Genomic DNA, 23,254 nt, shown 5'->3' with positions numbered 1-23,254 from the left:
TGGCGCGGGACGGGTCGTCGCGCTGGGGTCGGGCGGGTCAGGCGCCGGAGGCGGCGTACAGGTGCTCCTCGCCGCCGACGACGGTCGCGTCGCCGTCGGGCGGGACGACGAGCGCCACGACCTCGAGGGTGGTGAGGTCGGCCTCCGACGAGACGGAGGACAGGCCGCTCAGCACGGTGAACGTCGACGGAAGCCTGAGGGTGCCGCTGCGCACGAGCAGGGTGTCGGACCGGTCGAGCGTCGCGAACACGAGCGCGCCGCGGCCGTCCGCGGTGTGCAGCCCACCCACCACCGAGCGCAGGTCGTGGACCTGCCGGAAGCTGCCGATCGCGGCCACCGCCTTGGCTTGCGCGGCGGCGTTGGTCCGGACGGCGCTCGCGAACCGGTCCCCCGCGGCGACACCGGGGGCGGTCGTGCTGGTCGGCGCCGGGTAGGCCAGCGAGGACGCGTACCCGTCGAGCAGGGTGCCGTAGCGACCCCCGTCGGCGACGTCGGCGGCCCCCAGCCCGGCCGAGCCGGTGGAGACCTGGTCGAAGCCGGGCACCTGGGTGCCCGGCAGCATCCCCACGCTCGCCGCGATGCGGTACGACGTGCGCGCGTCGGGGGTGACGAGGAGCAGCAGCACCGGCAGGTCGGACTGCTCGTAGCGCGACTGCGCGACGATGGTGCGGGGGTACGACGCCCCGCGCGAGACCGCGAGCACGCTCGGGGCCGCGGCGACGAGCTCGCGCTGGGCCTTGACCGTCGACGCCGTGGCCGAGGCGAGCTTGGCGTCGGCGCGGGCGGCGACCAGCGCGTCCCCGGTGAAGGCGGCCGTGCGCAGCGCGTCGCCGACGGCGCCGGGGGTCGCAGCGGCCTGACGGGCCTGGCCGACGACCCGGGTGGCGATCTCCTGGGCGCGGGCGCTGTCGAGGACACCGCCGACGGTGGCCGTCGGGGCCGGCCCGACCCCCACGACCACGCCGCAGGCGCCGAGGCCCAGGGCCGCGGCGAGCGCGGTGCCGGCGAGCAGGGCGCGGCGGGAGGAGCGGCTCATCGGGTGGCCTCCTCGTGCTCGTCGTGGTCGTCGTGGTCGTTCTCGTGCTCGCCGTTCTCGTGCTCGTCGTTCTCGAGCTCGTCGTGGTCGTGCTCGTCGTGGTCGTGCTCGTCGTGGTCGTGCGCACCGGGCGCGGGCCGGGCGCGGCCCACCCGTCGGGCCCCCAGCGGCCCGACGGGGATGCGGTGGCCGACGGCCTGCACGAGCCAGGCGGCGCCGGCGACGGCGACGATGAGCCCGACGACGACGGCGACGAGGCACTCGAGGAACCAGGTGGCGTGCCGGCGCTCGAGCACGATGGTGACCGGCTCGGCGCCCGACGGCGCGACGAGCACCGCGTCGCTGCCCGGCTGCCGGACGTCGACCGAGCCGCGGGCGGAGGTGGCCCAGACGTCGAGCCCCGCGGGGTCCGCGAGCGACCCGGTCCCGCTCGGGGCGAGGTCGAGGACGCGGGCCGGGAACCGGGCCTCGACGGCCCGCAGGACGCGGGAGCCACCGACGACGTCGGCGACGTCGGCCGCCGGGGCCACACCGAGGAAGACGCCGGTCGCGGCGCTGTCGCCGTCACCGGTGTGGGCCCGCACCGTCACCGGCACGTCGAGCGCCCCGAGCACGTCGGGGCCGAGGACGACCGGGCCGGTCGCGCGGGCGGTGAAGGTGGCGGTGCCGCTCGGGCCGAGGACGACGGCCAGCCAGAGGCCGAGGACGGCCACGACCAGCCCGGCGAGGGCGGCGACCGCGACGGCGACGCGGCGGACGAGGGGCACGGGGATTCCTCCGGGGACGGGGCACAGGTCACGATCCGGTCACGACGAGCACCGGACGACCCACGATGACACACCCACCGGGGGCGGCCCCAATCCGTGGGGGCGCTCAGCCGTGCTGCGCGCGGGCCTCCAGCGCCGCCTCGAGCCGCGCCACCTTGCCGTCGATCTCGCCCGTGCGACCGGGCCGCACGTCCGCCTTGAGGACGAGGGAGACCCGGGGGCTGACGGCGGCGACGGCGTCGACGGCGCCCTTGACGACGGCCATCACCTCGTCCCACTCCCCCTCGACCTCGGTGAACATCGAGCTCGTGCGGTTGGGCAGGCCGCTGGCCCGGACCACCTCGACGGCGGCGGCCACGGCGTCGTGGACGGAGCCCGTCTCGTCGGAGGCGGCGGCGGGGGCGACGGAGAAGGCGACGATCATGCCCTCACGCTACGCACCCGCGGGCTCGAGCCGGCGACGCACCTCGGGGCACAGCTCGCGCACGCGGAACCCCATCGCCTCGTTGACGTCGATCATCCAGCGGTTGGTGTCGTTGTTGCCGGTCACGACCCGCTCGCGCGCGGGGTGGTCGGCCTGCAGCCGCCGCAGGTTGGCGACCTTGACCGCCGTCCCGAGCGCGTGCCCGCGGTGCTCGGCGACGACGAGCGTGCCCCACTGCCAGACGACCGGGTTCGGCTCGGCCGGCAGGACGAGGTCGGTGTACGCCGCGACGACGCCCGTGGCGTCCTCGACCGCGATCGTCGTCAGCCGGTGCCGCCCCTGCTCGCGCAGCACCTTGAGGTTGTGCGCGTACTTCGCCGGCGTCAGCGACTCCGGCTCGAAGTCGACGTCACCGCTCGGGGCGTCGGTGGCCAGCCGGTTCATCGCGTCGCACAGGCCCTGCCGCAGCTCCTCCGGGACCCCGTCGACATGGGTCTGCAGCGAGTAGCGCCCCTCCCACCGGGGACGCGCCCGCTCCTCCAGCGCGTCGAGCGCCTCGTCCGCGACCGGCAGCTCGAGGTGCCGGTTGACGTCGACCGCGACCTGCTCGAACCCGAGAGCCTGCGCGAAGGCGACGTACGGGTGGCCGACGAGGTCGGCGCGGTCGGTGACGGGGACCGCGAGGTCGGCGAGCACCTCGACCCGGCCCTCGGCGCGGGCCCGCGCCACGAGGTGCTCGACGAGGGCGCGGCCGACGCCGCGCCGGCGGTGGTCCGCGTGCACGCGGACCTCGACCCACGCCTTGTCGGTGTTGTCGTCGTCGGACAGCCACAGCGTCGCCGTCCCGGCCACCGCGTCGAGCGGCAGCCCGTCGTCACCGTCGCCGAGGGCGACGACCATCTCCTGCCGGATGCCCGGCTCGGGGTGCCGCCAGTCGACGAGCGCCTCGGCGAGGCTCGCGGGCGAGATCCAGGGTCGGTCGAGCACGATGGCGGAGACCCCGGCGTCGTACGCCCGGCGACAGGCGACGTCGTCGGCGAGGTCGAGGGGGGTGATGCGCATGCCCGCGACGGTAGGGGGCCGGGACGACGCCGCGCGAGCGGTTTTCGCTCCTCAGGCCGCGCGGCGCAGCGCCGCCCGCAGCCCCTCGACGAGCCGGTCGACGTCGTCGGCGCTGGTGTACGGCGCCAGCCCGACGCGGACGCCGCCGGTGTCACCGAGCCCCAGGTGGCGCGACGCCTCGAGCGCGTAGAACGAGCCGGCCGGTGCGTAGACGCCCCGCTCGGCCAGCGCCTCGTGCACCGTGCGCGGCTCGCGGTCGTGCACCTGCAGCAGCAGCGTCGGCGTGCGGTGCTGCGCCCGCGAGCGCAGCGTGAGGCCGGGCAGGTCGGCGAGCTGCGCCTCGAGCCCGCGGCGCAGCGAGTCCTCGTACGCCGTCGTCGCCGCCACCGAGCGGTCGAGCCGCTCGCGGCGGGTGCCCTCGCCCGGCACGGACGACGCGATGAGGTCGACGGCCGCGGTCGTGCCGGCGAGCAGCTCGTAGGGCAGCGTGCCGAGCTCGAACCGCTCGGGGACCGCGTCCGAGGACGGCAGCAGCTTGTCGGGGTGCACCGTCTCGAGCCACGCGGGGTCGGCGGCCAGCACCCCGAGGTGCGGCCCGAAGAACTTGTACGGCGAGCAGAGCACGACGTCGGCGCCGAGCGCCGCCCGGTCGACCCGGTGGTGCGCGGCGTGGTGGACGGCGTCGACGACGACGAGCGCGCCGGCCTCGTGGGCCAGGGCGGCGATCCGCGCGACGTCGGGCATCGTGCCGATGAGGTTGGACGCGGCGGTGACCGCGACGACGCGGGTGCGCGGCCCGAGGACGGCGGCCACGTCGGCCGGGTCGAGCTCACCGGTCCGCGGGTCGAAGTCGACCCACCGCACGACGGCGCCGACGCGCTCGGCGGCGATCACCCACGGGCGGATGTTCGCGTCGTGGTCGAGCCGGCTGACGACGACCTCGTCGCCGGCGGCCCAGCCGCGCGACAGGGTGCGGGCCAGGTCCATCGTCAGCGCGGTCATCGACCGGCCGAAGACGATCCCGCGCGGGTCGGCGCCGAGGTAGTCCGCCATGGCGGAGCGCGCCCCGGTGACGACGTCGTCGGCGAGCCGCTCCGCCGGGGTGACCTGGCCGCGGTTGGCGATCGACGAGGTCATCGTCGACGCGATGGCCTGCGCGACGACGTCCGGCGTCTGCGACCCGCCGGGACCGTCGAAGTGCGCGGCCCCCGACCGCAGGGAGGGGAAGTGCGCGCGCAGGGCCTCGACGTCGAAGGTGCTCATGACGAGCATCATGCCCGCTCGCCGGCCAGGCCCCGCGGCGGGCTCAGGGGACCCGCAGCACCGCCACCCCGTGACCGCCGAGCTCCACCCCGCCCGGCACCCGCCGGGTGGTCGCCGGGTCCCAGGTCAGCACCACGCGAGCCCGCTCGTCGTCGTCGGCGTCGAGCGGCACCACCTGCGGGTCCGCGACGGCGTTGACGACGACGCGCACCCCGCCGCGGTGCAGCCGCAGCCACCGGGACGCCTCCTCGTGCACGTGCACGTGGTCGAGGCGGTCGTCGGCGAGGTCGGGGTCGGAGCGTCGCAGGTCGACGAGCGAGGTGTACCAGCGCAGCATCCGCGCGTGGCCCGCCTCGGTGACCTCGTCCCAGCGCAGGACGCTGCGCTCCCGGGTGGCCGGGTCCTGCGGGTCGGGCACCTCCTCGGCGTCCCAGCCGTGCGAGGCGAACTCGCCCCGTCGGCCCTCGCGGACGGCGTCCGCGAGCTCCGGCTCCTCGAAGTCGGTGAAGAACTGCCACGGCGTCGACGCCGCCCACTCCTCGCCCATGAAGACCATCGGCGTGAACGCGGACAGCAGGTAGAGCGCCGCCCCGGTGGCCTGCTGCCCGGGGGTCAGCGAGTCGGAGACGCGGTCGCCCACGGCCCGGTTGCCGACCTGGTCGTGGGTCTGCAGGTAGCCGACGAACCGGTGCCCGCCGTGCCGCTGCGGGTCGACCTTCGCCCCCCACTCCTTCCCGCGGAAGCTGGAGAAGCGCCCGTCGTGGAGGAACACCTCGCGCAGCGTCTTGGCCAGCACGCCGGGCTCGGCGAAGTCGGCGTAGTAGCCGCTCGACTCCCCCGTGAGCGCCGCGTGCAGGGCGTGGTGCACGTCGTCGGCCCACTGCGCCGACATGCCCCGGCCACCGTCCGCGGTCGGGGTGACCATGACCGGGTCGTTGAGGTCGGACTCGGCGACGAGGGTGAGGGGGCGCCCGAGCTCGTCCGACAGGGCGGCGACCTCGTCGGACAGCTGGGCCAGCACGTGCCGCGAGGAGGAGTCGCGCAGCTCGTGGACGGCGTCGAGCCGCAGGGCGTCGACGTGGAAGTCGCGCAGCCAGCGCAGCGCGTTGTCGACGACGAACCGGCGCACGACGTCGGACCCGGTGTCGTCGAGGTTGACGGCCGGCCCCCAGGGCGTCGTGTGCTTGTCCGTGAAGTACGGCCCGAAGTCGCCGAGGTAGTTCCCGCTCGGCCCGAGGTGGTTGTAGACGACGTCGAGGCAGACCCCGAGACCGCGCGCGTGGCAGGCGTCGACGAAGCGCTGGAAGGCCTCCGGGCCGCCGTACGCGTCGTGGACGGCGTAGAGCCCGACGCCGTCGTACCCCCAGCCCCAGCGGCCGGGGAAGGCGGCGACGGGCATGACCTCGACGACGTCGACCCCGAGCGCGACGAGGTGGTCGAGGCGCCGCAGCGCGGCGTCGAAGGTGCCCTCCGGCGTGAAGGTGCCGACGTGCAGCTCGTAGAAGACCCCGCCGAGCGCCCCGGCGCCCTCGCGCGGGCCGCGCCACCCGTCGTCGCCCCAGCCGTACGACGACGCGTCGAACGTGCGGCTCGGGCCGTGCACCCCGTGCGGCTGCCACGCGCTGCGCGGGTCGGGGCGGGGGTCGCCGCCGTCGAGCCGGAAGGCGTAGTCCAGCGGGGTGCGGCCCTCGCCGCGCCAGACCCACCACCCGCCCGGCGCGTGGGTCATCGGCGTCGTCGTGACGACGCCGCCGACGGGGGCGACGTCGAGGTCGACGCGCTGGGCCGCGGGGGCCCAGACGCGGATCTCGGTCTGGCGGGTCCCCTCGCCGCTCATCGCCCCTCCTCGCGCACGAGCAGGACGACGGGCAGGTCGCCCATCACGTCGGCCGCGGCCACCGAGCCGCCCGAGGTGACCGGGCGATCGGTCAGCAGGTCGCGCCAGCGGCCCTCGGGCAGGTGCACCTCGACTCCCTCCCACGGGTCGGTCGTCGCCAGCGACCCGGCGAGCCGGGTGACGACGGCGACGACCTCGACGCGGTCGACGGTGCCGCGCCCGACCGCCACGAGGTGGTCCGAGGTCGTCGGCACCGGCTGCCACGCGGCCGCGTCGCCGACGAACCACTGCGGGTGCTCGCGCCGCAGGCGCAGCGCCCGCGAGGTGACGAGCAGCTTCTCGTCGGCCAGGTCGGCCGGGGCGGCGCCGCCGTCGAGCCGGGCCAGCCGGGTGGCGCGGTCGGCGAAGTCGACCTCGCGCCGGTTGTCCGGGTCGACGAGGCTGAGGTCGAGCGACTCGTTGCCCTGGTAGACGTCGGGGACGCCGGGCAGCACGAGCTGGAGCAGCTTCTGGCCGAGCGTCGTCGCGCGCGCCGCGACCGCGGTGCGCTCCACCCACGCCTCGACGTGGGCGACAAGCCGGTCGTCGGCCAGCACCCCGGTGACGAACCGGTCGACCGCGGCCTCGTACGCCTCGTCGGGGTCGGTCCACCGCGTCGAGGTCTTGTCCTCGCGGATCGCCTTGCGCGCGTAGGCGAGCAGCCGCTCCTCGCTGATCGGCCACGCCCCCACGACGGTCTGCCACAGCAGGTACTCGGTCGCCCCGTCGAGGGGCTCGCCCCGCAGCGGGCGCGCCAGCTCCTGCGCCTCGCGCAGCCAGTCGCGCCACGCCGCCGGGTGCTCGGAGAGCGCGAGCAGCCGGGCGCGGACGTCCTCGGAGCGCTTGGTGTCGTGGGTGGACAGGGTCGTCATCGTCGTCGGCCAGCGGGTGGCCGTGCGCTCGACGAAGGAGAACAGCTCCTCCGGGGAGACGGAGAAGTGGTCCGGGTCGCCGCCGACCTCGTTGAGGGCCACCAGCCGGTGGTAGCGGTAGAACGCGGTGTCCTCGATCCCCTTGGCCATCACCGGCCCGCAGGTCTGCTGGAAGCGGACGACCACGTCGGCCACGGCCTGCTCGTCGGCGCCCTCGGGCGCCCGACCGGCCAGGACCTCGGTGACCCGCAGCAAGGTGGCGTGGTCGGCCTCGTCGAGGTGCTCGCGCGCCCGGTCGGCGCACCCGGTGAGGACGGTGAGGGCCTCCTCGTCGGGAGCCTCCCCCGGGACGACGTACGCGCGGTAGCGGTCCATGACGACGAGCAGCTCGCCGAGCACGCGCTCGAGCGAGCCGGCGTCCTCGGTGGGCAGGACGCGGGCCAGGGCCCGGCGCAGCCGGTGCACCTCGGCCGGCAGGACGGTCCCGACGACCTCCTGCTTGGCGCGACGGATGCTGTCGGACAACGAGATCCGCGAGCCCGTCGTCGTGGCCAGCAGCTCGGTGAGCGGCTCCTCCCCCGCCGGGTCGACGAACAGCGCGCCGACCCGCCAGAGCAGGTCGTAGCCGGTGGTGCCGGCGCAGGGCCAGTCCGAGGTCAGCCCCTCGTCGCCCTCGAGGATCTTCTCGACGACGACCCACGCGCCGTCGGTGAGCCGCTCGAGGTCGCGCAGGTAGCCCCGCGGGTCGGCCAGGCCGTCCGGGTGGTCGACCCGCAGCCCGGCCACCTGCCCGGAGGCCACGAGCTCGCCCAGCAACGCGTGCGTGGCCTCGAAGACGTCTGGCACCTCGACGCGCACCCCGATGAGGGTGGTGACGTCGAAGAAGCGCCGGTAGTTCAGGGCCGTCGTCCCCTCGCGCCAGTGCGCGAGCCGCCAGTGCTGGCGCTCGAGCAGCTCCAGCAGCGGCAGGTCCTCGGTGCCGGGGGCGACGGGGACCTCGTGGTCGTAGTAGCGCACGACGGTCTCGTCGCCGCCCGGGCCGCCGTCGCGGGCGAGCGCCAGCTCGCCGCCCTCCAGCGCCTCCTCCAGGGTCGCGCCGAGGACCGGGACGAGGATCCGCCCGTCCTCGACGTCCCAGTCGACGTCGAACCAGTGCGCGTGCGCGGCCTCCCGACCGTGCCGCAGGACGTCCCACAGCGGGGCGTTGCCCCACTCCGGGGTGGGCACGGCCATGTGGTTGGGGACGACGTCGACGACGACGCCGATCCCCTTGTCCCGCAACGTCTGCGCCATGGCGTCGAAGGCCTCGCGGCCCCCGGCCTCGGGGTTGAGGCGGGTGTGGTCGAGGACGTCGTACCCGTGCTGCGACCCCTCGACCGGCGTGAGGACCGGCGAGAGGTAGGCGTGCGTCACCCCGAGCGCGGCGAGGTGGTCGGCCCGCGCCGCGACGTCGGCGAAGCCGAACTCGGGGCGGACCTGGAAGCGGTAGGTGGAGACGGGCGTCGTGGACCGGGCCACGCTCACGCCTCCGCCCGCGGGCAGCGCAGCACCATCGTGCTGCGGCCCTGCGCCTCGAGCTGCGCGCCGGGCTCGAGCACCTTGGCCGCCGGCACCGACACCGACGCGTCGGCCGGGGCGACCGGCACCGGGGCGCCGGTGGTGCCCGCCGCCCCGCCGGTGAGGGCGGTGGCGGGGTCGGAGGCGGCGGTGTCGATCTCGACGAACCACTGCTCGCCGTACGTCGCCTCGGGGACGGTGAAGGTGATCGGCTCGTCGTGGCCGTTGAAGACCACGAGGAACGAGTCGTCGTGGATCGACTGGCCGCGCCGGTCGACCTCGGGGATGGCGTCGCCGTTGAGGAAGACCATGAGCGACTTGGCGAAGCCGTTGGCCCACGCCTCGGCGTCCATGTGCTGGCCCCCGGGCTCGAACCACGCGACGTCACCGAGCTCGCTCTCGCCGCCGTGGTCGGCGCTGCCCGCGAAGAACCGCCGACGACGGAACACCGGGTGCTCGGTGCGCAGCCGGACGATGCGCTGCGCGAAGGCCAGCAGGTCGCGGTGCTCCTCGTCGAGCTCCCAGTGCACCCAGGCCAGCTCGGAGTCCTGGCAGTAGGCGTTGTTGTTGCCGTGCTGGGTGCGCGCCAGCTCGTCGCCGTGGGCGATCATCGGCACGCCCTGCGAGAGCAGCAGGGTGGTCCAGAAGTTGCGCATCTGCTGCCCGCGCAGCCGCCGGACGCCCTCGTCGTCGGTGTCGCCCTCGACGCCGCAGTTCCACGAGCGGTTGTGGCTCTCGCCGTCGTTGTTGTCCTCGCCGTTGGCCTCGTTGTGCTTCTCGTTGTAGGAGACCAGGTCGTGCAGGGTGAACCCGTCGTGGGCGACGACGAAGTTGATCGAGGCGATCGGCTTGCGGCCGGAGTGCTCGTAGAGGTCGGAGGACCCGGTGAACCGGGACGCGAACTCGCCGAGCGTCGCGGGCTCCCCGCGCCAGAAGTCGCGGACCGTGTCGCGGTACTTGCCGTTCCACTCGGTCCACAGCGGCGGGAAGTTGCCGACCTGGTAGCCGCCGTCGCCGACGTCCCACGGCTCGGCGATGAGCTTGACCTGGCTGATCACCGGGTCCTGCTGGACGAGGTCGAAGAACGCCGACAGCTTGTCGACCTCGTGGAACTGACGGGCCAGCGTCGCCGCGAGGTCGAAGCGGAAGCCGTCGACGTGCATCTCGGTGACCCAGTAGCGCAGCGAGTCCATGATGAGCTGCAGCACGTGCGGGCTGCGCATGAGCAGCGAGTTCCCCGTGCCGGTCGTGTCGTAGTAGTGCGCGGGCTCGTCCTCGACGAGCCGGTAGTAGGCCGCGTTGTCGATGCCGCGGAAGCACAGCGTCGGGCCCATGTGGTTGCCCTCGGCGGTGTGGTTGTAGACGACGTCGAGGATGACCTCGATGCCCGCCTCGTGCATCGTCTTGACCATGGACTTGAACTCGGTGACCTGCTGGCCCCGGCTGCCGTAGGCGGCGTACTCGTGGTGCGGCGCGAGGAAGCCGATCGTGTTGTAGCCCCAGTAGTTGCGCAGGCCCTGGTCCTGGAGCGAGAAGTCCTGGACGAACTCGTGCACCGGCATCAGCTCGATGGCGGTGATCCCGAGGTCGACGAGGTGCTGGACGACGGCGGGGTGCGCCAGGCCGGCGTACGTGCCGCGCAGCTCCTCCGGGACCTCCGGGTGCAGCATCGTCAGGCCCTTGACGTGCGCCTCGTAGACGACGCTCTCGTGGTACTCGTGCATCGGCGGGCGGTCGGTGCCCCAGTCGAAGAACGGGTTGATGACGACCGACGTCAGCGTGTGGCCGAGGCTGTCGCTCGTCTCCGGCTCCTGGCCGAGACCGCCCTCCTCGTCACCGAACTCGTAGGAGAACAGCGACTGGTCGCCGTCCATGACCCCGTCGATCGCCTTGGCGTACGGGTCCAGCAGCAGCTTGGCCGGGTTGCAGCGGTGGCCGTTCGCCGGGTCGTAGGGGCCGTGCACGCGGAAGCCGTAGCGCTGGCCGGGCTGCAGCCCGGGCAGGAAGCCGTGGTGGACGAAGCCGTCGGTCTCGGGCAGCTCGACCCGGGTCTCGGTGCCGTCGTCGTCGATGAGGCAGAGCTCGACCTTCTCGGCGACCTCGGAGAAGAGGGCGAAGTTGACGCCGGTGCCGTCGTACGTGGCGCCGAGGGGATAGGGCCTGCCGGGCCAGGTCTGCATGGTGCCCTTTCGGGGTGGGAGGGAGCAGGTGCGGTGCCCGCTCGCGACGACACCGAAACCGGTCCGCCGTGAGGGGGCGACCGGGACGTCACTGGCGCGGCCGTCCGCCAGCATAGGGACGTCCGACGTACGGCGTCTCGGACGTCAGTCCGAGGCGGGGCCCAGCCGCGCGACGACCTCGTCCGCCGCGCTGAACGGGTCGGTGCGCCCGTCGACGACCGCGGACGCGAGGGCGTCGAGGTCCGCGGCGCCGTGCACGTCGCCGATCCGGGCCCGCAGCGCGGCGACCGCGAGCGCCTCGACCTCCGCGGCGGCCCGCCGCACCCGGCGCCGGCGCAGGCGACCCTCGCGCCCGAGCCACTCCCGGTGGTCCACGACCGCGGCGAGGACGTCGTCGACGCCCTCCGCCCGGCTGGCCACCGAGCGCACCACCGGCGGCGTCCACGCGCCCGGGTCGCGGTGGGCGTGGCCGACGAGGTGGCGCAGGTCGCGGCTGGTCGCCGCGGCGCCGGGGCGGTCGGCCTTGTTGACCACGAGCACGTCGGCGACCTCGAGGATCCCGGCCTTGGCCGCCTGGATGCCGTCGCCCATCCCGGGCGCGAGGAGGACCAGCGTCGTGTCGGCGAGCCCGGCGACCTCCACCTCGGACTGGCCGACCCCGACGGTCTCGACGAGGACGACCTCGCACCCCGCGGCGTCGAGGACGCGCACGGCCATCGGGGCCGCGGCCGACAGGCCACCGAGGTGGCCCCGCGCCGCCATCGAGCGCAGGACGACGTCGGGGTCCGTGGCGTGCTCCTCCATCCGGACCCGGTCGCCGAGCAGCGCCCCGCCCGAGAAGGGCGACGACGGGTCGACGGCGAGCACCCCGACCCGGAGACCCCGCGCGCGCAGCGCGCGCACGAGGGCGTTGGTCGTCGTCGACTTGCCGACGCCGGGCGAGCCGGTGAGCCCCACGACGTGCGCCCGCCCACCGTACGGCGCGACCGCGGCGGCCACCTCGGGCAGGGCGGGGTGGCCGTCCTCGACGAGCGAGATCAGCCGGGCGATGCTGCGCGGCTCACCGGCGGTGGTCCCGGCGACGAGCGCGGCGACGTCGACCTGCCGCGGGCCCACCCCGTCAGGCGGTGGTCGGCACCCGCAGCACGAGGGCGTCGCCCTGACCGCCGCCGCCGCACAGGGCGGCCGCCCCGACGCCGCCGCCGCGGCGGCGCAGCTCGAGGGCGAGGGTGAGCGCGAGACGGGCGCCGGACATGCCGATCGGGTGGCCCATGGCGATGGCGCCGCCGTTCGGGTTGACCTTCTCCTCGTCGAGGCCGAGGAGCTTGGCCGAGGCGAGGCCGACGGCGGCGAAGGCCTCGTTGATCTCGACGACGTCGAGGTCGGTCGGCTCGATGCCCTCGCGCGCGCAGGCCTTGCGGATGGCGTTGGCCGGCTGGGCCTGCAGGCTGCTGTCGGGGCCGGCGACGACGCCGTGGGCGCCGATCTCGGCCAGCCAGGTCAGGCCGAGCTCCTCGGCCTTCGAGCGCTTCATCACCACGACGGCGGCGGCGCCGTCGGAGATCGGCGAGGCCGACCCGGCGGTGATCGAGCCGTCCTTGCTGAAGGCCGGGCGCAGCCGGGCCAGGGTCTCGACGCTCGTGTCGGGACGCACGCCCTCGTCGGCGCGGAACTCCAGCGGGTCGCCCTTGCGCTGCGGGACGCTGACGGTGACGACCTCGTCGTCGAACAGGCCGTCCTTCCACGCCCGCGCGGCGCGCTCGTGCGACCGGGCGGCGAACGCGTCCTGCTCCTCGCGGCTGAAGGCGAGGTCGCCGGTGTTGGCCGACTCGGTCAGCGCGCCCATCGGCTGGTCGGTGAACGCGTCCCACAGGCCGTCGAGGGCCATGTGGTCCTTCATCGTCACGTCGCCGTACTTGTAGCCCTCACGGGTCTTCTCGAGCAGGTGCGGCGCGTTGGTCATCGACTCCTGGCCGCCGGCGACGACGACCTCGAACTCGCCCGCGCGGACCAGCTGGTCGGCCAGGGCGATCGCGTCGAGACCCGACAGGCAGACCTTGTTGATCGTCAGCGCCGGGACGTCGAGCGGGATGCCGGCCTCGTTCGCGGCCTGGCGCGCGGGGATCTGCCCGGCGCCGGCGGTGAGGACCTGGCCCATGATCACGTAGTCGACCTGGTCGGGCGCGACCCCCGCGCGCTCGAGGGCGCCCTTGATGGCCAGACCGCCGAGCTGCACGCCCGAGAAGTCCTTGAGCGAGCCGAGCAGGCGGCCCATGCCCGTGCGGGCGCCGGCGACGATGACGGTGGGGTCGGTGGAGGTCATGGGCGCACTCTAACCGCGGCCGCGAGGGCCTCCCGGCGCCCGCCGGGGTGGCGCTGGCCACAGCCGACGGTGCCGACCCGCCACCTCGGCCCGGGCCGCCCTACGCTGCCGGGCATGGCCGAGTTCCCGCACCTGTTCACCGCCATCGACCACGTCGGTGTCGCCGTCGTCGACCTCGACGCCGCGATCGCGTTCTACCGCGACAGCCTTGGGATGCAGCTGCTGCACGAGGAGGTCAACGAGGAGCAGGGCGTCCGCGAGGCGATGATGGGCGTCGGCGACTCCGGCTCCTGCGTGCAGCTGCTCGCCCCCCTCACCCCGGAGTCGACGATCGCCAAGTTCCTCGACCGCAACGGCCCCGGCCTGCAGCAGGTGGCCTACCGGGTCGAGGACGTCGAGGCCGCCGCCGCGGTGCTGCGCGAGCGCGGCCTGCGCCTGCTCTACGACACCGCCCGCCGCGGGACGTCGGACAGCCGGGTCAACTTCGTCCACCCCAAGGACGCCGGCGGCGTCCTCGTCGAGCTCGTCCAGCCCGCCGGCGGGCACGCCTGACCCGGGCCGTCTGAGGTACCCCACCGCGGGCGGCGCCCCGATCTGAGGTATCGCCCGATGCGGCGGGCCACCTCAGGCGCGCACCGTCTCCTCATCGGCTCCGGCCGGCCCGCCCGGGCCGGCGCGGGCCGCGACCGAGGAGGACCGCATGTACCCGCTCAGCCACACCGTCGCCCACGACGTCGTCCGCGCGACCGACGCGCACCGGCTCGAGGGCTTCCGCCGCTGGACCCGCCGGCACGGCGACGCGCGCCCCACGACCCGCACCGACGCGACCGGCCCGCGCCGGCGCACCGGCGGGAGGTGACGCGCCCGCGTGACACCCGATGATGGGGGCATGGCCCTCGACCCCCGCCGGTCGCCGCTCGTCGGCCGCGACCGCGAGCTCGGCGAGCTGGTCGCCGCCCTCGGCCTGGAGGAGGCCCGGCCCGGCGGCGCGGTCGTCCTCGGCGGGGACGCCGGGGTCGGCAAGACCCGGCTCGTGGCCGCCGTCCGCGGGCGCGCGGAGGCCGCCGGGTGGCGCACCGTCGTGGGTCACTGCCTCGACTTCGGCGACAGCGCCCTGCCCTACCTGCCCGTCACCGAGGTCCTCGGACGGCTCGCCGAGGACGACCCCGCCACCACGCAGGCCGTCCTCGCCGACCACCCGGCGCTGGCGCGCCTGCTCCCCCGCCAGCGGCTGCGCGCCGAGGACGGGACCGCGGCGGGGACGGCCTCGCGCGCCGAGGTCGTCGAGGCGGTCTCCGCGCTGCTGTCGGCCACCGCGGCGCGGCGGCCGCTGCTGCTCGTCGTCGAGGACGCGCACTGGGCCGACCAGGCCACCCGCGAGCTGCTCACCTCGCTGCTCTCGCGCCGGGACCCGGGCGGGCCGCCGTCGCCGCTGTCCCTCGTCGTCACCTACCGCAGCGACGACGTCCACCGGCGCCACCCGATGCGGCCCGTCCTCGCGCAGTGGACCCGGCTGCCCGTCGTCCACCGCCTGCAGCTCGAGGGCCTGGCCGACGACGCGGTCCGCGACCTCGTCGGCGGGCTGCTCGACGCGCCCGACCTCGTGCGCACCGTCGTCGAGCGGGCCGAGGGCAACGCCTTCTTCGCCGAGGAGCTGGCCAGCGCGGCGGCCCGCCGCGCCGTCCCCGACGACCTGGCCGACCTGCTCCTCGTCCGCCTCGACCGGCTCGACGAGGCCGCCCGCCAGGTCGTGCGGGTCGCCGCCGCCGGTGGCCGGGTCGTGTCCCACGCGCTGCTCGCGGCCGTCCTGCTCGAGCTGGGCGGCGGCGCGGCCGACCCGCTCGGCCTCGAGGCCTCGCTGCGCGAGGCCGTCGACCAGCACGTCCTCGTCCCGACCTCCGGCGGCGGCTACGCCTTCCGGCACGCCCTGCTCGCCGAGGCGGCGTACGACGACCTGCTGCCCGGCGAGCGCGCCCGGCTGCACGCCGCCTACGTCGCCGTGCTCGTCGCCGGGACCGCGCCCGGCACCGCCGCCGAGCTGGCGCGGCACGCCCGCGCCGCCGGGGACCAGGCGGTCGCCGCCCGCGCCGCCGCCGAGGCCGGTGACGAGGCCATGCGGGTCGGCGCCCCGCAGGACGCCGTCGCCCTCTACCTCATCGCGCTCGACCTCACCGCCCCACCCGGGCCCGCGCGCGAGTCGCTCGCGGTCGCCCCCGCCCCCGACTGGACCGCCGGACCGGGTGACGACCCGGACCCGCACGTCGTGCTCGTCGTCCGGACGGCCGGCGCGCTGTCGCAGGCGGGCTTCCCCGACCGGGGGCTCGCCCTGCTCCACGACGAGGTACGCGCGGCGGACCGGTCCGTCTCGCCCGGCCCGCTCGCCCCGCTCGCCCCGCTCGACCGGGCGCGGCTGCTCGTCGCGCTGTCGGCCCAGCTGTGGCTCACCGACTCCGACCTCGACCCGCTGCCCTTCTCGGTCGAGGCGGTCACCCTCGTCCCCGACGCCCCCACCGCCCTGCGGGCCCGCGCCCTCGTCGTCCACGCCCTCGCGACGACCCGCCTCGTCGACCCCGTCGAGGGCGGGGCGCTCGCCCGGCGGGCGCGGGACCTCGCCGACGAGGTCGGCCTGACCGTCGTCGCCGCGGAGGCGTCGGTGGCGCTGGCCCGGGCCGAGGACCTCGTCGGGGACACGCGAGCCGCGCTCGAGCGGCTGGACGGCGTCCTCGCCGCGGCCCGGGCGTCCGGCGACACGGCCACGGAGATCCGCGCGCTGCACCAGACGGCGAGCCTGCGCACCGCCGCCGGCGACCACGCCGGCAGCACCGCGGCCTACCTCGAGGCGGCCCGGCGGGCCCAGGGAACGGGACGCCCCTGGGCGCCGTACGCCCTCGACAGCCGCGTCCTCGGCGCGCTCGCGCTGCACACGGCGGGCGACTGGGACAACGCGCTCGCGCTCGCCGACGCGAGCGGCGAGGACCCGCCCCCGGTGGCCGCCGGGCTGCTCGACTCGGTCCGGCTGGCCGTCCTCGCAGGCCGGGGCGCCGGGGACCCGGAGGCGTCGGCGGCCCTGGGCGGGTCGCGCGCGGCCTGGCCGCTGGACGGGGTGGCCGCGGCCGTCGGCGGCGGGGCCGCCATCGACCTGCTCGGCGACCGTCACGACGTCGAGGGGATGCTCCGGGCCCACGACGAGGCGGTCGGGCACGTCACCCGGCTCTACCCGGTGTGGGTGGTCTGGGTGCAGGTGCGGCTCACCGCCCTCGTCCTCGGCCAGCTCGCCGCGGCCGTGCCGCGGACGGCCAGCGCCGACCACGCGGGGCTGCTGGTCGCCGCGGAGCGCGTGCTGGCGGCGGGCGCGGCCGTGTGGGAGGCGCACGACCTCGCCCCCGTCCACCGGCGCGAGGTCCGCGTGTGGCGCGACCGCGCCCTCGCGGAGCGGCTGCGGCTGGCCTGGGTGGCCGGCGCCGACGCGCCTGACGAGGACGCCCTCGTCTCCGCGTGGCGCACGGCGACCACCGGCTTCCAGGAGCACGGCGCCGTCTACGAGACGGCCCGCTCGCGGGCCCGGCTCGCGGCGGTGCTCCGCGCCGTCGGCGACCCGGCGGCCGCCCGGACCGAGGCCGCTCGCGCCCGGGAGGTGGCCCAGCGGCTGCGCGCGGAGCCGCTCCTGCTCGAGCTGCGCGGCCTCGGCGGCGCGCGGCGGCCCGACCCCTCCGCCCCGGTGGCACCCGGGCGCCCGTCGCTCACCGACCGCGAGCGCGAGGTCCTCGCCCTCGTCGCCGAGGGCCGCAGCAACGGCGAGATCGGCCGACGGCTCTTCATCAGCACCAAGACGGTCAGCGTGCACGTGTCCAACGTGCTGGCGAAGCTGGGCGCCGCCGGGCGCACCGAGGCGGTCGCCGTGGCCCGCCGCGAGGGCCTGCTCCGCTGAGCGGGCACGTCGCCTCGTCCGGACGGCCGTTCTTCGTCCGATCCCCGGCCGGCACCCGGACGCCGTCCCTATGCTGCGCCTGTGTCACCGGCCCGTCGCGACGTCCTGCTCGCCCTCGGCGGCACCGTCGTCGGCGCGGCGGCCTCCCTCGGCACCGACCGCGAGGTGCAGACCGTCGAGAGCCGCTCGCCGCTGCCCTTCTACGGGACGGCCGTCTCCGCGGTCCGGCCCGACCGCTCCCGCCCCCGCGCGGGGCAGGGGGTCGTCGTCTGGTCCGGGTCGCGCACCCCCGGTGACCGGCGGGTCGCGCTCACCTTCGACGACGGACCCGACCCCGACTGGACCCCGCGGGTGCTCGCCTCCCTGGCCCGGTACGACGCCCCGGCGACCTTCTTCGTGCGCGGCGACCACCTGCGCGCGCACCCCGGCGTGCACGCCCGCTCGCTCGACGCCGGTCACGAGCTGGCCAACCACACGTGGGACCACCCGGACCTCGGCCGGCTGCCGCTCGCGCAGGTGCAGGACCAGCTGGCCCGCACGAGCGCCGAGCTGACGCGGGTGACCGGGCGCGCCCCGGTGCTGTTCCGGCCGCCGTACGGGCACCTCGGTGGTTCCACGCTGCTCGCCGCCGCGGAGACCGGGCTGACCTGCGTGCTGTGGAGCACGCAGATGCACGAGGACGCCTGGGTGGGCCACCCCGACCGCGTCGTCCCCGGGGCGCGCGAGCTCGTCGCGGCCGGGGACGTCGTCCTCGCCCACGACTCCGGGTCGCCCGACCGGCTGACGACGATCGACCACCTCGACGGCATCCTCGCGGCGCTGCGCGCGGACGGTCACGACCTCGTCACCGTGACGGACCTGCTCGTCGAACGACCGGTGAGCCACGTCACGAGGTGACCGGGGTCTCAGGACCCGGAGGGGCCAGGTGACCCGTCAGTAGGTTCTCGCCATGGCTGACATGGGTGACATCCGCGAGGCGATCCTTGCCGGCGACCGCACCGAGGCGACGTACAGCGCGCTCGAGGTGCCCGACACCTACCGGGGGGTGACGGTGCACAAGGACGAGGTGGGGCTCTTCGAGGGGATCCCCAGCAGGGACAAGGACCCTCGCAAGTCCCTGCACCTCGACGACGTGCCCGTCCCCGAGCTCGCGCCCGGCGAGGCGCTCGTCGCCGTCATGGCCTCGGCGATCAACTACAACACCGTCTGGACCTCGATCTTCGAGCCCGTCTCGACCTTCGGGTTCCTCGAGCGCTACGGCCGGCTGTCGCCCATCGCCAAGCGCCACGACCTGCCGTACCACGTCGTCGGCTCCGACCTCGCGGGCGTCGTCCTGCGCACCGGTCCGGGGGTGCACCTGTGGAAGCCGGGCGCCGAGGTCGTCGCCCACTGCCTGTCCGTCGAGCTGGAGAGCGCGGAGGGGCACGGCGACACGATGCTCGACCCCGAGCAGCGGATCTGGGGCTTCGAGACCAACTTCGGCGGGCTGGCCGAGCTCGCGGTCGTCAAGACCAACCAGCTCATGCCGAAGCCCGCTCACCTGTCCTGGGAGGAGGCCGCCTCCCCCGGGCTGGTCAACAGCACGGCGTACCGGCAGCTGGTCTCGCGCAACGGCGCCGGGATGAAGCTCGGCGACACCGTCCTCATCTGGGGCGCCAGCGGCGGGCTCGGCTCGTACGCCACGCAGATGGCCCTCGCCGGTGGGGCGACGCCGGTGTGCGTCGTGTCCTCGCCGGAGAAGGCGGAGATCTGCCGGGCGATGGGCGCCGAGCTGGTCATCGACCGGACCGCCGAGGGGTACGCGTTCTGGAAGGACGAGGCGACCCAGGACCCGAGCGAGTGGAAGCGGTTCGGCAAGCGGATCCGCGAGCTGACCGGCGGCAAGGACATCGACATCGTCTTCGAGCACCCGGGACGCGAGACCTTCGGGGCCAGCGTCTACGTCACCCGCAAGGGCGGCACGATCACGACCTGCGCGTCGACGTCGGGCTTCATGCACGAGTACGACAACCGCTACCTGTGGATGAGCCTCAAGCGGATCATCGGCTCGCACTTCGCCAACTACCGCGAGGCGTGGGAGGCGAACTCGCTCGTCGACCGCGGGCTCGTGCACCCGACCCTCAGCCGCACCTACCGGATGGAGGACGTCGGCCAGGCCGCGTACGACGTCCACCGCAACCTGCACCAGGGCAAGGTCGGCGTCCTCACGCTGTCGCCCGAGGAGGGGCTCGGGGTCAGCGACCCGGAGAAGCGCGCCCGGTTCGAGCGCGAGATCAACCGGTTCCGCGACGTGTGACGGGCAGGCGTCTCGGGGTCGGACCAGGGTCGATCCTGAGGCGATCCTGAGCCGCGCGCGCCGACGCGGCGGTTAGGTTGGGACCGTGCTCGGGCGGTGGAGCGACCTACGGCGTCGTCAGCGCGTGCGCCTCGCGGCGGGGGCGCCGACGCGGCTCGCCCACCCCCCGGTCGAACCGCCGGAGACGTCCCCCGAGCCGGCAGGGCCCGACCTGCTCCACGACCTGCTGCCGCGGGAGGAGGAGACCGAGCCGGAGCCCGCGAGGGACGCCGTACGGGAGCCGGCTCCGCCGGCCCCGCGCCCGAGCGGGCCGCCGCAGCGCGACTTCGGCCCCGCGGGGCGACCGCTCAACCGCCAGTCCCCGTTCTACGTCGGCTTCGTCGGCGCCATCGGCGTCCTCACCGCCTACGGCCTGTGGCGGCTGGTCTCGAGCCTCGGCACCGTCTTCACGCTGCTGACGACGGCCTTCTTCCTCGCCCTCGCGCTCGACCCGCTCGTCGCCTTCCTCACCCGGCACCGGCTGCGCCGCGGCGGGGCGGTGGCGACGGTGTTCGCCGGGGTGGTGCTCGTCTTCGTGCTGCTCGGCTTCGTCGTCGTGCCGCCGGTCACCACGCAGGCCAGCGCCCTCGTCACCGCGGCGCCGAGCCTGCTCGAGCAGACCCTCACCCTGTCGTGGGTGCAGGACCTCGACCAGCACTACCAGGTGATCTCGCGGCTGCAGGCCGAGCTCAACGCCCGGCTGACCGACAGCGCGTTCCTCTCGCAGGTCGCGGGCGGGCTGCTCGGCGCGGGGCAGGCCATCGTCACCGGCGTCTTCGAGACGCTGACCGTCCTCGTCCTCACCCTGTATTTCCTGGCCAGCCTGCCGGCGCTCAAGCAGGCGGCGTACGCCGTCGTGCCGGCCAGCCGCCGGCCGCGGGTCATCTCGCTGTCGGAGGAGATCATGCGGCGGGTCGGCATCTACGCCGTCTCGCAGGTCGCCGTCGCGGGGTTCAACGCGTTCTGCGCGTGGATCATGATGTCGCTCGTCGGGATCCCGTACGCCGCCGTCCTCGCCGTGTGCGTCGGCTTCCTCGGGCTCGTGCCCATGGTCGGCGCGACGCTCGGGGCGCTGCTCGTGGCCGTCGTCGCGGTCTTCGACTCGCCGACCAAGGCGGTCATCGCGCTGGTCTACTTCATCGTCTACCAGCAGCTGGAGAACTACCTGCTGGCGCCGCGCATCATGCGGCGCACGGTGAGCGTGCCGGGCGCGGTGACCGTCGTCGCGGCGCTGACGGGCGGGACGCTGCTCGGCATGGTCGGCGCGCTCATCGCCATCCCGGCCGCGGCCGGGCTCCTGCTGCTCTACGACGAGGTCCTCGTCCCCCGCCAGCGGCGCCACTGAGGCCGGCGCCCGGCGCGTAGCCTGCTCGCGTGCACTTCCTCAACGGCCTGGCGCCCACCCACGACCTCACGTACGACGACGTCTTCATGGTGCCGCGCCGCTCGTCGGTGGCGTCGCGGATGGACGTCGACCTGCGCACCGCCGACGGCACGGGCAACACGATCCCGGTCGTCGTCGCGAACATGACGGCCATCGCGGGCCGGCGGATGGCCGAGACCGTCGCCCGCCGCGGCGGCATCACCGTCGTGCCGCAGGACATCCCGACCGAGGTGGTCCACGACGTCGTCGCCGACGTCAAGAGCAAGCACCTGCTGCACGACACCGCGATCACGCTGTCCCCCACCGAGACCGTCGGCGCGGCGATGACCTTGCTGCCCAAGCGCGCCCACGGTGCGGCGGTCGTCGTCGGTGACGACGGCCGCCCGGTCGGCGTCGTCACCGAGACCGACCTCACCGGCGTCGACCGGTTCACCCAGGTGCGCGAGGTCATGTCGCGCGAGCTGGTCACCGTCCCCGCCGACGTCACCGCCGAGGCGGCGTACGACGCCCTCGCCGCCGGCCACCACCGGCTCGCGCCCGCGGTCGACGCCGACGGCCGCCTCGTCGGGCTGCTCACGCGCAAGGGCGCGCTGCGCGCGACCCTCTACACGCCCAACGTCGACGACGCCGGGCGGCTGCGGGTCGCCGCCGCGGTCGGGATCAACGGCGACGTCGCCGGACGGGCCAAGGAGCTCGCCGCCGCCGGGGTCGACGTGCTCGTCGTCGACACCGCCCACGGGCACCAGGAGAAGATGCTCGAGGCGCTCGCCGCGGTGCGGGCGCTCGACCTCGGGCTGCCGGTCTGCGCGGGCAACGTCGTCTCGGCCGACGGCGTGCGCGACCTCGTCGAGGCGGGCGCCGACATCGTCAAGGTCGGGGTCGGCCCCGGCGCCATGTGCACGACCCGGATGATGACCGGCGTCGGGCGACCGCAGTTCTCCGCGGTGCTCGAGTGCTCGCGCACCGCGGCCGAGCTCGGCGCGCACGTGTGGGCCGACGGCGGCGTCAAGCACCCCCGCGACGTCGCCCTCGCCCTGGCCGCCGGTGCGTCCAACGTCATGGTCGGGTCGTGGTTCGCCGGGACGCTCGAGTCGCCCGGCGACCTCATGGTCGGCTCCGACGGCCGCGGCTACAAGGAGTCGTTCGGCATGGCCTCCTCCCGGGCGGTGCGCCACCGGACGGCGGCCGAGTCGTCGTACGACCGGGCGCGCAAGGCGATCTTCGAGGAGGGCATCTCCAGCGCCCGGATGTACGTCGACCCGCAGCGCCCCGGCGTCGAGGACCTCCTCGACGCGATCGTCGCCGGGGTGCGCTCGGCGTTCACGTACGCCGGCGCGCGGACGGTCGCCGAGTTCCACGAGCGGGCCGTCGTCGGGCTGCAGAGCGCGGCCGGCTACGCGGAGGGCGCGCCCCGGCACTCGAGCTGGTGAGGGGCGCCGTACGGTGGCCGCTCAGGCGCGGACCGTCGGGCTCGGCTCGTGCCGCTGCTCGGCGGCCGGCCAGGTCGTCGGCAACGGCAGCGCCGTGGGGTTGACCTGCGCCACGATCTCGTCGAGGACGCGTCGCACGTAGGGCTCGCCGACCCACAGGTGCTTGGCGCCGTCGACGCCGACGACCCGGGCCTGCGGGACGACCGAGAACCGCTCGCGCGCCTCGTCGGGACGCAGGTAGTCGTCGTGCTCGGGGACGAGGGCCAGCAGCGGCTTGCCCGAGTCGGCCCACGCGGCCAGGTGCTCGGGCCGGCTGTAGCGCAGCGGGGGGCTGAGCAGGATCGCGCCCTCGATGGACGGGTCGAGGCCGTACATGAGGGTGAGGTCGGTCCCGAACGACCAGCCGACGAGCCAGCGCCGCGGCAGCGGCGGGTCCTCGTGGAACTCGGCGAGCTCGATCGCCGCCGCGACGTCGTACCGCTCCCCCACCCCGCCGTCGAAGGCGCCCTGGCTGGTGCCGCGGGGTGAGGTCACCCCGCGCAGGTTGAAGCGCAGGACGGCGAGGTCGGCCGTCGCCGGCAGCCGGTACGACGCCTTCTTGAGGACGTGGCTGTCCATGAAGCCGCCGTGGGTGGGCAGCGGGTGGAGCGTGACGAGGGTCGCGACCGGGTCGCGGTGCGCGGGGAGGGCCAGCTCGCCGACGAGGGTGAGCCCGTCGGCGGTGTGCAGCTCGACGTCCTCGCGGCGGGCCGGCAGGATCGAGCTGGCGCGGATCTCGTCGGCGCGGGACGGGCTGGCGGTCACGCCGGGCAGGCTA

18 protein-coding genes are annotated in these 23,254 nt (G+C 75.3%); 7 read left to right on the top strand and 11 right to left on the bottom strand.

What is annotated here, in order from left to right; genetic code table 11:
• Positions 1–37: 37 nt before the first annotated feature.
• From FB458_RS13750 to FB458_RS13705, 10 genes are all read right to left on the bottom strand, one after another.
• A complete protein-coding gene (locus tag FB458_RS13750) occupies positions 38–1,036 on the bottom strand; it encodes a hypothetical protein (RefSeq protein WP_141848990.1) in 999 nt (332 codons plus the stop codon).
• Entirely contained in the window at positions 1,033–1,803 is a 771-nt protein-coding gene (locus FB458_RS13745) for a hypothetical protein (protein ID WP_141848989.1), read from the bottom strand. The genes FB458_RS13750 and FB458_RS13745 overlap by 4 nt, the downstream gene beginning before the upstream one ends.
• Before the next feature lie 106 nt (positions 1,804–1,909).
• Positions 1,910–2,227, bottom strand: coding sequence for a thiamine-binding protein (locus FB458_RS13740; RefSeq protein ID WP_141848988.1), 318 nt, complete (start codon positions 2,225–2,227; stop codon positions 1,910–1,912).
• Between the two features lie 9 nt (positions 2,228–2,236).
• Entirely contained in the window at positions 2,237–3,289 is a 1,053-nt protein-coding gene (locus FB458_RS13735; protein ID WP_141848987.1) for a GNAT family N-acetyltransferase, read from the bottom strand.
• A 51-nt stretch (positions 3,290–3,340) separates the two neighbouring features.
• Positions 3,341–4,552 carry a cysteine desulfurase-like protein gene (locus tag FB458_RS13730; RefSeq protein ID WP_211356042.1) on the bottom strand — a complete coding sequence of 404 codons (1,212 nt, stop codon included), beginning with the start codon at positions 4,550–4,552 and terminating at the stop codon, positions 3,341–3,343.
• Between the two features lie 43 nt (positions 4,553–4,595).
• Positions 4,596–6,389: a malto-oligosyltrehalose trehalohydrolase gene (gene treZ, locus FB458_RS13725; RefSeq protein ID WP_141848986.1), complete on the bottom strand. Its 1,794-nt coding sequence runs from the start codon at positions 6,387–6,389 to the stop codon at positions 4,596–4,598.
• Complete coding sequence (gene treY / locus FB458_RS13720; RefSeq protein WP_141848985.1) at positions 6,386–8,818, bottom strand: malto-oligosyltrehalose synthase; 2,433 nt, start codon at positions 8,816–8,818, stop codon at positions 6,386–6,388. Before treY ends, treZ begins: the two co-directional genes overlap by 4 nt.
• A gap of 2 nt (positions 8,819–8,820) precedes the next feature.
• Positions 8,821–11,037 carry a glycogen debranching protein GlgX gene (glgX, locus tag FB458_RS13715; protein ID WP_141848984.1) on the bottom strand — a complete coding sequence of 739 codons (2,217 nt, stop codon included), beginning with the start codon at positions 11,035–11,037 and terminating at the stop codon, positions 8,821–8,823.
• A gap of 144 nt (positions 11,038–11,181) precedes the next feature.
• Entirely contained in the window at positions 11,182–12,153 is a 972-nt protein-coding gene (gene meaB / locus FB458_RS13710) for a methylmalonyl Co-A mutase-associated GTPase MeaB (RefSeq protein WP_141848983.1), read from the bottom strand.
• Between the two features lie 4 nt (positions 12,154–12,157).
• Positions 12,158–13,360: an acetyl-CoA C-acetyltransferase gene (locus FB458_RS13705; RefSeq protein ID WP_141848982.1), complete on the bottom strand. Its 1,203-nt coding sequence runs from the start codon at positions 13,358–13,360 to the stop codon at positions 12,158–12,160.
• Between the two features lie 114 nt (positions 13,361–13,474).
• Here FB458_RS13705 and mce point away from each other — a divergent pair, with 114 nt between their 5' ends.
• From mce to FB458_RS13675, 7 genes are all read left to right on the top strand, one after another.
• A complete protein-coding gene (mce, locus tag FB458_RS13700) occupies positions 13,475–13,912 on the top strand; it encodes a methylmalonyl-CoA epimerase (protein ID WP_141848981.1) in 438 nt (145 codons plus the stop codon).
• Positions 13,913–14,060: 148 nt separating this feature from the next.
• Positions 14,061–14,219, top strand: coding sequence for a hypothetical protein (locus tag FB458_RS21395; protein ID WP_170185687.1), 159 nt, complete (start codon positions 14,061–14,063; stop codon positions 14,217–14,219).
• A 30-nt stretch (positions 14,220–14,249) separates the two neighbouring features.
• Positions 14,250–17,288, top strand: a complete 3,039-nt coding sequence (locus tag FB458_RS22090; RefSeq protein ID WP_141848980.1) for an ATP-binding protein — start codon at positions 14,250–14,252, stop codon at positions 17,286–17,288.
• A gap of 81 nt (positions 17,289–17,369) precedes the next feature.
• A complete protein-coding gene (locus tag FB458_RS13690; protein WP_141848979.1) occupies positions 17,370–18,185 on the top strand; it encodes a polysaccharide deacetylase family protein in 816 nt (271 codons plus the stop codon).
• Between the two features lie 61 nt (positions 18,186–18,246).
• Positions 18,247–19,584 (top strand): crotonyl-CoA carboxylase/reductase, encoded by a 1,338-nt coding sequence (gene ccrA / locus FB458_RS13685; protein WP_141850587.1) that lies wholly within the window; start codon positions 18,247–18,249, stop codon positions 19,582–19,584.
• An 85-nt stretch (positions 19,585–19,669) separates the two neighbouring features.
• Positions 19,670–20,968: an AI-2E family transporter gene (locus FB458_RS13680; RefSeq protein ID WP_141848978.1), complete on the top strand. Its 1,299-nt coding sequence runs from the start codon at positions 19,670–19,672 to the stop codon at positions 20,966–20,968.
• 29 nt (positions 20,969–20,997) lie between these two features.
• Positions 20,998–22,437 carry a GuaB1 family IMP dehydrogenase-related protein gene (locus FB458_RS13675; protein WP_141848977.1) on the top strand — a complete coding sequence of 480 codons (1,440 nt, stop codon included), beginning with the start codon at positions 20,998–21,000 and terminating at the stop codon, positions 22,435–22,437.
• A gap of 21 nt (positions 22,438–22,458) precedes the next feature.
• Here the strand turns inward: FB458_RS13675 and FB458_RS13670 are convergent, their stop codons facing one another.
• Positions 22,459–23,241: an alpha/beta hydrolase gene (locus FB458_RS13670; RefSeq protein ID WP_211356041.1), complete on the bottom strand. Its 783-nt coding sequence runs from the start codon at positions 23,239–23,241 to the stop codon at positions 22,459–22,461.
• Positions 23,242–23,254 lie beyond the last annotated feature (13 nt).

This window comes from Lapillicoccus jejuensis (genome assembly GCF_006715055.1).
GTDB lineage: Bacteria > Actinomycetota > Actinomycetes > Actinomycetales > Dermatophilaceae > Lapillicoccus > Lapillicoccus jejuensis.
The sequence above is the reverse complement of the archived record's forward strand: the minus strand, read 5'-3'. Positions and strand labels throughout refer to the sequence as shown.